The sequence below is a fragment of the Shewanella sp. POL2 genome (genome assembly GCF_000282755.1).
Taxonomy (GTDB): Bacteria; Pseudomonadota; Gammaproteobacteria; order Enterobacterales; family Shewanellaceae; genus Shewanella; species Shewanella xiamenensis.
This window is the reverse complement of record NZ_AKZL01000136.1, coordinates 1-7,898: the sequence shown is the minus strand read 5'-3', so window position 1 is coordinate 7,898 and position 7,898 is coordinate 1. Positions and strand designations below refer to the sequence as shown.

The 7,898-nt window shown below is 44.6% G+C and carries 7 protein-coding genes and 5 tRNA genes; 9 read left to right on the top strand and 3 right to left on the bottom strand.

The window, feature by feature from the left end:
• Positions 1–138 precede the first annotated feature (138 nt).
• The gene (gene rmf / locus SHEWPOL2_RS21035; protein ID WP_006082074.1) at positions 139–315 is read left to right on the top strand and encodes a ribosome modulation factor; all 177 of its coding nucleotides are present in this window, start codon (positions 139–141) and stop codon (positions 313–315) included.
• Between the two features lie 110 nt (positions 316–425).
• On the opposite strand, the gene fabA is transcribed toward rmf, so the two are convergent.
• Together fabA and SHEWPOL2_RS21025 are read right to left on the bottom strand one after the other, a co-directional pair.
• Positions 426–941: a bifunctional 3-hydroxydecanoyl-ACP dehydratase/trans-2-decenoyl-ACP isomerase gene (fabA, locus tag SHEWPOL2_RS21030; protein WP_011071970.1), complete on the bottom strand. Its 516-nt coding sequence runs from the start codon at positions 939–941 to the stop codon at positions 426–428.
• A 73-nt stretch (positions 942–1,014) separates the two neighbouring features.
• Positions 1,015–2,748: an AAA family ATPase gene (locus SHEWPOL2_RS21025; RefSeq protein ID WP_037417378.1), complete on the bottom strand. Its 1,734-nt coding sequence runs from the start codon at positions 2,746–2,748 to the stop codon at positions 1,015–1,017.
• A 221-nt stretch (positions 2,749–2,969) separates the two neighbouring features.
• Here SHEWPOL2_RS21025 and SHEWPOL2_RS21020 point away from each other — a divergent pair.
• Both SHEWPOL2_RS21020 and SHEWPOL2_RS21010 read left to right on the top strand, forming a co-directional pair.
• Positions 2,970–3,060: transfer RNA gene (locus SHEWPOL2_RS21020), tRNA-Ser, on the top strand.
• 473 nt (positions 3,061–3,533) lie between these two features.
• Positions 3,534–3,624, top strand: a tRNA-Ser gene (locus SHEWPOL2_RS21010).
• Here the strand turns inward: SHEWPOL2_RS21010 and SHEWPOL2_RS22580 are convergent.
• Positions 3,603–3,821, bottom strand: coding sequence for a hypothetical protein (locus tag SHEWPOL2_RS22580; protein WP_083848351.1), 219 nt, complete (start codon positions 3,819–3,821; stop codon positions 3,603–3,605). The two genes, SHEWPOL2_RS21010 and SHEWPOL2_RS22580, sit on opposite strands and share 22 nt — an antisense overlap.
• 289 nt (positions 3,822–4,110) lie before the next feature.
• On the opposite strand from SHEWPOL2_RS22580, the gene uvrY reads away from it, so the two are divergent.
• The 6 genes from uvrY (at position 4,111) to SHEWPOL2_RS20980 (ending at position 7,738) form a co-directional block, all read left to right on the top strand.
• Positions 4,111–4,755, top strand: coding sequence for a UvrY/SirA/GacA family response regulator transcription factor (uvrY, locus tag SHEWPOL2_RS21005; protein ID WP_011622328.1), 645 nt, complete (start codon positions 4,111–4,113; stop codon positions 4,753–4,755).
• Between the two features lie 109 nt (positions 4,756–4,864).
• Positions 4,865–6,694, top strand: coding sequence for an excinuclease ABC subunit UvrC (gene uvrC, locus SHEWPOL2_RS21000; RefSeq protein ID WP_037431367.1), 1,830 nt, complete (start codon positions 4,865–4,867; stop codon positions 6,692–6,694).
• Between the two features lie 47 nt (positions 6,695–6,741).
• Positions 6,742–7,290, top strand: coding sequence for a CDP-diacylglycerol--glycerol-3-phosphate 3-phosphatidyltransferase (pgsA, locus tag SHEWPOL2_RS20995; RefSeq protein WP_037417386.1), 549 nt, complete (start codon positions 6,742–6,744; stop codon positions 7,288–7,290).
• Positions 7,291–7,433: 143 nt separating this feature from the next.
• A tRNA-Gly gene (locus SHEWPOL2_RS20990) sits at positions 7,434–7,509 on the top strand.
• A 20-nt stretch (positions 7,510–7,529) separates the two neighbouring features.
• Positions 7,530–7,603, top strand: a tRNA-Cys gene (locus SHEWPOL2_RS20985).
• Positions 7,604–7,651: 48 nt separating this feature from the next.
• Positions 7,652–7,738 (top strand) — tRNA-Leu (locus SHEWPOL2_RS20980).
• The last annotated feature ends 160 nt before the right edge of the window (positions 7,739–7,898 follow it).

Genomic DNA, 7,898 nt, shown 5'->3' with positions numbered 1-7,898 from the left:
TTTTTTTAATCATGATCTCAATAGTTTAATAAATAGTCGATAAAATGAACGATTTTTTGATTGATCTCGGCGCTGAAAAGCACTATTCCTATGGGTGAAGCTGTTGCTTCTATTTCACGTAGAACAGAGGACGCTTGCATGAAAAGACAAAAACGAGATCGTTTAGACAGAGCTTTTTCAAAAGGATTCCAAGCTGGTGTTGGTGGACGCTCTAAGGAGCTCTGTCCTTATGCAAATCTTGATTCGCGGTCACAGTGGTTAGGTGGTTGGCGTGAAGGTGTGGATGGCCGAGTTAATGGGCTATTTAATAAATAATGGCGTTTTGCTCATTAATTAAATAGCCCAGAACAAACAGAGTAATGCAGCATAATTGCCCTCAGATGAGGGCATTTTTGTCTCTATTGAATATTGCCGGGTAAAGCAGGTTAGAAGGTCGAAGTATCGCTAAATACACCGACTTTAAGATCGGTTGCACTGTAAATTTGACGTCCATCTACTTCAAGGATGGCATCTGCAATACCCATTACTAATTTACGGTGGATGGTACGTTTGATATTGAGCTTATAAGTGACCTTTTTCGCGCCGGGTAATACTTGACCTGTAAACTTCACTTCACCCACACCTAAAGCGCGACCTTTGCCTTCAGCACCTTCCCAGCCTAGGTAAAAACCAACCAGTTGCCACATGGCATCTAAGCCTAAGCAACCCGGCATAACTGGGTCAGTGATAAAGTGGCAGTCAAAAAACCATAATTCTGGCTTAATGTCGAGTTCGGCAACAATTTCACCTTTTCCAAACTCACCACCGTTGTCATTGATGGTGATGATCCTGTCGATCATCAGCATGTTGTCTACGGGGAGGCGAGGGGAGTTTGGACCAAATAATTTCCCATGGCCACAGGCGATAAGTTCTTCTTTGTTGAAACTGTTTGCTTTATTCATTGTTTTACTACTCCAGCAATAAGAGCGCCAAGATTAGCGAACACGTGTAAGCTAAACAACTCCGATCAGCTAATTAATGTCGAAAAAATCCTAGTTTTGCGAGTAATCTCGTCATTAAGCCTATTTCTTCTTCACCGTTACCAGCTAGCTTGTCTAATCGTTGTTGCACTAGACCATATAAGGATTCTGCTGGGAAGTCATTATCTTCATCGGCAACGCCAGCGGGCATCTGCATCAATAGCTCGACCGCTTCATCCATATGTTCAATGGCATAAATATGGAACAAGCCTTTGCCTACAGCTGTAATCACTTTGGGGTGTAGATTAAGCTGTAATATATTTGACTTGGGCATAATTACACCTTGCTCACCGGTTAAGCCTCGGCGTTCACAAAGATTAAAAAAGCCTTCTATTTTTTCATTAATGCCGCCGATGGCTTGTACATTACCAAATTGATCCAATGCACCTGTTATGGCTAACGATTGAATAATCGGCTGTTCGGCAATGGCTGACATCAAGCAGCAATATTCTGCAAGCGAGGCGCTATCGCCATCGATCTCCTGATAGGATTGCTCAAATACAATATTGGCATTTAGGTGCAATGGCGCATCGCGACCAAAGATACGATATAAACAGGCTGAAAGGATCATCATACCCTTTGCATGGATATTACCGCCCAGCTCTGACTTTCTTTCAATATCTGCAACTTCACCGTCACCATAGTGTACCGTAGCGGTGATCCGAGCTGGTTCACCATAGCAGTGATCAATCGCATCGATAACAGTAAGACCATTAATTTGTCCTACCATAGCGCCCGTAGTTGGCAGATTTATGAAATTGTCATCAAAACTTTGGCTTGAAAATTCTTCAGAGCTGTTATGGCGATAATTGGCTTGCGATAGCGCACGTTCAATGCTGGCTGCATTAATTGTTGATTTACCGCGATAGACTTTTGCCTGCGCCATTAACTGCGCCAAATCTAGCATTGAGAGACTTAAGCGACGTTGATGCTCAGTTAATCTAGCACTGTGTCGAAAGAGTGGGGCAAGACTGGATTGTTCTAATGTGACATCGACACTTTGTGCCACCGTTTGTAGCCAACTGGCATATTGCGCTTCTTTAAAACGGGTCAAATCCAGTTCACCCGCCAGTTCTGCCAACAGGTTAAAGTGGCGTTGAAATTGCCAATCTTCAGACCTAATTTGGCTATAGATTAAACCCGCGCCAATTAAAATAATTTTACAATTTAATGGGATTGGGCTTAGGTTGTGACTGATTTGATACTCTTTCTGTGTCAGGATTTGCAGCAGCAAATCCCATAAGCCTTCTCGTTTCCACAGGGATTCAGCGCAGATAAATACATAATGGCATTCGGCCAATGCACCCGCTTGATATTTACTGCTATTACCTGATTGCACCATACGGCCAAGTAGGTCTGAACGGCGGATATTGCCACTCAGATAGCGATAACTGACATGCTTTTCAGCAATTGAGCCTTGGTTGTCCTGCGGCGCTTCATATTGCCAATGGAATTGAATGGTTTTGTCTTCGGGGCGCTTTGCCACCAGATAAGCTGCCGGCAATGGCTCAAGCGTTTCCATTAATGCTTTGATCATTAATAGTCTATCGATGCCAGGAAAGTCTGCGAGATACAGTTGTTGATCGGCAATGGCGTTATGTAACTTAAAGGCATCCAATACGCGCTCTTGACCTAAAAGCAACGCTTTATATCCTGTTGGCAATTGCGACAGGACGGGAAGATTAAATTCAGGGGCGAGTGAGGATGAAGGTATCAAGAGTGAATTCATATAAGCATTTACCGTGAAAAGTTACCGCGATTTTACCATACCGAGAGGGCAAGTCTCTTACTGTATAGGTGTTTTTATGCTGCTTTACCCAGATATTGCTGAAAATATGTTTGCTATTCGCCTGAAAATTCATCCGTCTGAACATAAGATGAGCATTTGACACAATATTCAAAAATTGCTGTTTACAAGCACCGATGATGCTTATATTATTTGCGGCGTTCGGAGGGGTGGCAGAGTGGTTTAATGCACCGGTCTTGAAAACCGGCGTGGGTTTATAGCCCACCCAGGGTTCAAATCCCTGCTCCTCCGCCATATTTCACGGAAAGGCTATCAGCAATGATGGCCTTTTTGTTTATGTTATGTCAGTCAAAAAGGCCGCTAAACAATTAGCGGCCTTTTTGCATCTGGTTCCATGGTATGAGATGTTTGATTACATTGCCAAAAGGCGTATCTGCGATTGTCTTGATAATCATTATGTTCTGATATGAAGAAGTTGATTTTTAAGGTTTGGATTAACCTTCTCCTACGATCCCATTTATACTTCATCTTTTTCATAGGAAGCCGCCACCTTAAAAAAGTGCTCGCGATTCTTTAATCTATTCAAAAGTGACTTAGGTAATGTTGTTGTCATGCCGGTTTTTAGTGAGCAGAAATAGCAACAGATCAAAAATCGCCCTGAAAGCGATGATTTCATCGCCAGCTGGATATCAAATCGCCAATCAATTCAAATAATAATAAATTTAAGTTTACAGCTTTGGGCGAGATGTATATTATCTCGCTCGTTCGGAGGGGTGGCAGAGTGGTTTAATGCACCGGTCTTGAAAACCGGCGTGGGTTTATAGCCCACCCAGGGTTCAAATCCCTGCTCCTCCGCCATATTTCACGGAAAAGCCATCAGCAATGATGGCTTTTTTGTTTATGCAATTTGAACCCGGGTTCCTCGTGCTAAGCGCAGCTCCTTCACTATATTTCATGGAAAGGCCATCAGCAATGATGGCTTTTTTGTTTATGCAATTTGACCCCGGATTCTTCATGCTAAGCGCTGCTCCAGCACAATAGTCGGCTTTTTGCATTTACACGACTTCATTTTCGATGAGCGTTTTAAACCTGCTATATTTTGCGTCAGCTTATCAATTAGCCCAATCCTGAGCTCCACTCATACTTTCATTATACCAAGCTCTTAATTTCAAACTGCATTAATTAGCAAGTTGTTTCTTTAAATATCATCTAGTTAACAATATTCATTTTATGCTTTGCGAAATGCCATTGTTGGGCTAAATTACCCTGATAACCTATATTCCGGTTGCGGTATTCTGATTTGGCTAAACTCTCTTGGTCAGCATTGGTTAAAGGTGGATAAAGTTGATATCGATATATTTAGTTGACGATCATGAGCTGGTGAGAACTGGGATCCGCCGTATCTTAGAAGATGAGCGGGGGATCAAAGTTGTGGGTGAAGCGCCCGATGGTGAGACCGCGGTACAGTGGGCGAGACAAAATGAAGCCGACGTCATCTTAATGGACATGAATATGCCAGGTATGGGCGGACTCGAAGCGACGCGTAAGATTTTACGTTATCAACCTCATGCTAAGATTATTGTGCTAACAGTGCATACTGAAGATCCGTTCCCCAGTAAAGTGATGCAGGCGGGCGCGTCTGGTTATTTAACCAAAGGTGCGACGCCACCTGAAGTATTGCAAGCGATACGTCAGGTTTCCCGTGGGCAGCGCTATTTATCTCCTGAAATTGCCCAACAAATGGCATTGAGCCAATTCAATCCGGCCGATGAGAATCCGTTTAAAGCCTTGTCTGAGCGTGAGCTGCAAATTATGTTGATGATCACCAATGGTGAAAAGGTCAATGATATTTCTGAGCAGCTCAACTTAAGCCCCAAAACCGTTAACAGTTACCGTTACCGCTTGTTTGCGAAGCTTGGGATCAGTGGTGATGTGGAGCTGACTCGTTTAGCGATCCGCTATAAAATGTTAGATGCTGGCCATTTCTAATGGCCGCTTATGTCAATGGTTCTAGCATTAATTAAGTGTTAGCTGTGAGTTGGAAAACGATTTATCAAGCAGTTTTGAAGATGGTAAGTAAAAGAGTGGGTGTGTAACGATGTCGACAGGTTTTAACGCCCAGAGTTTTTTACGCACGGTCTCATCCTCTGCTGGGGTTTATCGCATGTATGACGTCAAAGGTGACGTCATTTATGTGGGGAAGGCCAAAGATCTTAAAAAGCGCTTATCTTCCTATTTCCGTAAAAACCTTGGCAATGTGAAAACTCAGGCGCTGGTGTCCCATATCCATCATATTGATGTGACGCTGACCCACAGCGAGACAGATGCGCTGCTGCTTGAGAATGACTATATCAAGCAGTACATGCCCAAATACAATGTGTTACTGCGGGACGATAAGTCATACCCTTATATTTTCTTGAGCCAACACGAGCATCCACGCCTCGCATACCATCGCGGGCCGCAGCGGGAGAAGGGCCATTATTTTGGGCCTTATCCGAATGGCGGAGCGGTGCGCGAAAGTTTGCACTTGATGCAAAAGCTGTTTCCTATCCGCCAATGTGATGATCTCTATTATAAATCCCGCACTCGGCCCTGCCTGCAATACCAGTTATCCCGTTGTAGTGCGCCTTGCGTCGGTAAGGTCAGTAATGCGGAGTATGATGAGCAGGTTAAACTTGCCAGTTTGTTCCTAAAGGGAAAAGATAAACAAGTTATCAGTGAACTCGTGGCTAAGATGGAAGAGGCAGCTGAGCAGCAAGCCTATGAGCAAGCCGCGCGTTTTCGCGATCAAATTATGGCGCTGCGCCGCGTGGCCGAGCAGCAAGAAGTCTCGGGTAATACCGGCGATATGGATGTTATCGGCGTACACTATGCCTCGGGCATTGCCTGTTTTCACTTGCTATTTATCCGCGAAGGTAAAATTTTTGGTAGCCGCAGCTATTATCCAACGGTGCCCGCGCAAACGGATATCGAAGAAGTCTTACGCTCCTTCCTGCTACAGTTTTATTTAAATGCCGATATTCAACGCACTATTCCTAAGGAGGTGGTGATAAGCCATCACTTTGAAGAATTGCATGAGTTAGAGGCGGCCGTCTCTGAGGCGTTGAATAAAAAATTCAGCATTAAAACCAATGTGCGCGCCGACAGGGCGAGTTTTTTACGCCTCGCGATCACCAATGCTACCAATGCGGTTATGACGCGCCTGTCCCATAAAAACACCGTTGAACAGCGTTTTGTCTTGCTTGAAGAGATTCTCGAACTCAATGCGCCGATTCAGCGAATGGAGTGTTTCGATATCAGCCATACCATGGGCGAGAGCACGGTCGCCTCCTGTGTGGTGTTTAATCGTGAAGGGCCGCATAAAGCCGAATATCGTCGTTATAATATTGAAGGTATTACGCCAGGCGATGATTATGCCGCCATGAAGCAAGCCATTAGCCGTCGATTTGATAAAATTGATGCCAGCGGCAAAATTCCTGACATCTTATTTATCGACGGTGGTCTAGGGCAGCTGCGTATCGCGCAGCAAATAGTGGATGAGAAATTCGTCAATTTAGATAAAGCGCCGCAGCTTATTGGGGTGGCAAAGGGAGAGAGCCGTAAACCTGGACTTGAAACCTTAATCTTTGGCGACACTGAAACGAGCTTTTCCCTTGAAGATGACTCACCCGCATTGCACCTTATTCAACATATTCGCGATGAATCGCACCGCTTTGCCATCACTGGGCATCGTAATCGCCGTCAGAAAACCCGTAACACCTCAACGCTTGAATCCATTCCGGGCATTGGCCCTAAACGCCGTAAAGCGTTACTCCAACATTTGGGCGGTTTACAAGAAGTGAAGGGCGCGAGCGTGGCCGAGTTAGCGAAAGTGCCAGGGATCAGCATAGAAATGGCACAAACCATTCATGATGCATTGCGAGGGTGATAAAATTAAGGCAAGATTGGCGCTGCTTTTGACTAACTGGTTTGATCATGCCGTTTAACTTACCCATAGCATTAACTCTTTTTAGGCTTTTTTTACTGCCCATTTTTGTGGTGTTGTTTTATTTACCTTACAGCTGGACGCCTTTTGTTGCCGCATTTGTGTTTTGGTTGGCGGCGTTAACGGATGCATTAGACGGTTATGCGGCGCGTAAACTCAAGCAACTGACCCGTTTTGGCGCCTTCCTCGATCCCGTCGCTGATAAACTGATGGTGATCACCGCGCTCGTATTATTAGTTGACCAATACGCTGATATTTGGCTCACACTGCCAGCACTGTTTATGATTGGCCGTGAAATTGTGATTTCAGCCCTGCGGGAGTGGATGGCTGAATTAGGTAAACGCGGCACGGTTGCGGTTTCTTGGATCGGCAAATATAAAACGGCGGCGCAGATGGTGGCGATTATTGGCCTGATCTGGCAATACAATCCACTCATGATCACCGCGGCATTTGTGCTGTTATATATCGCTGCCGTATTAACGTTCTGGTCAATGATGAGTTACATTTTAGCCGCCTGGAAAGATTTAACGGCTGAATAGCACAATAAAAAATCAAAGAGATTATTTAGTGCGCAAGCAGTAAGTTATCGATAAAACAGCGGTTGACACTGCATCGTAAATAGGTAGAATGCCTCCCCGTAGACGAGAGACGAAGTGAAAACAAAATCTTAACTCTGCGTGATGCGACATTAGCTCAGTTGGTAGAGCGATACCTTGCCAAGGTATAGGTCATCGGTTCGAACCCGATATGTCGCTCCAATCTAAATGATTGGAAAGATGGCGCGATGGCAGAATGGCTATGCTGCGGATTGCAAATCCGTCGATCTCGGTTCGACTCCGGGTCGCGCCTCCATGATTAATATATTAATGACACGATTCCCGTCGTTAATATAAAGAGTTTGCCCGAGTGGTGGAATCGGTAGACACAAGGGATTTAAAATCCCTCGCTGGTAACAGCGTGCCAGTTCAAGTCTGGCCTCGGGTACCATTATTATAATGGTGACAGCTCAAACGAGCTAAAGCGTTAAACTTCGTAATCTAAGTATTTGAAATATAATCAATAGATAGAAGCAATGAGTTAACAATATCAACAGCAGTGCTGACGATATTCAGAGTTTGCCCGAGTGGTGGAATCGGTAGACACAAGG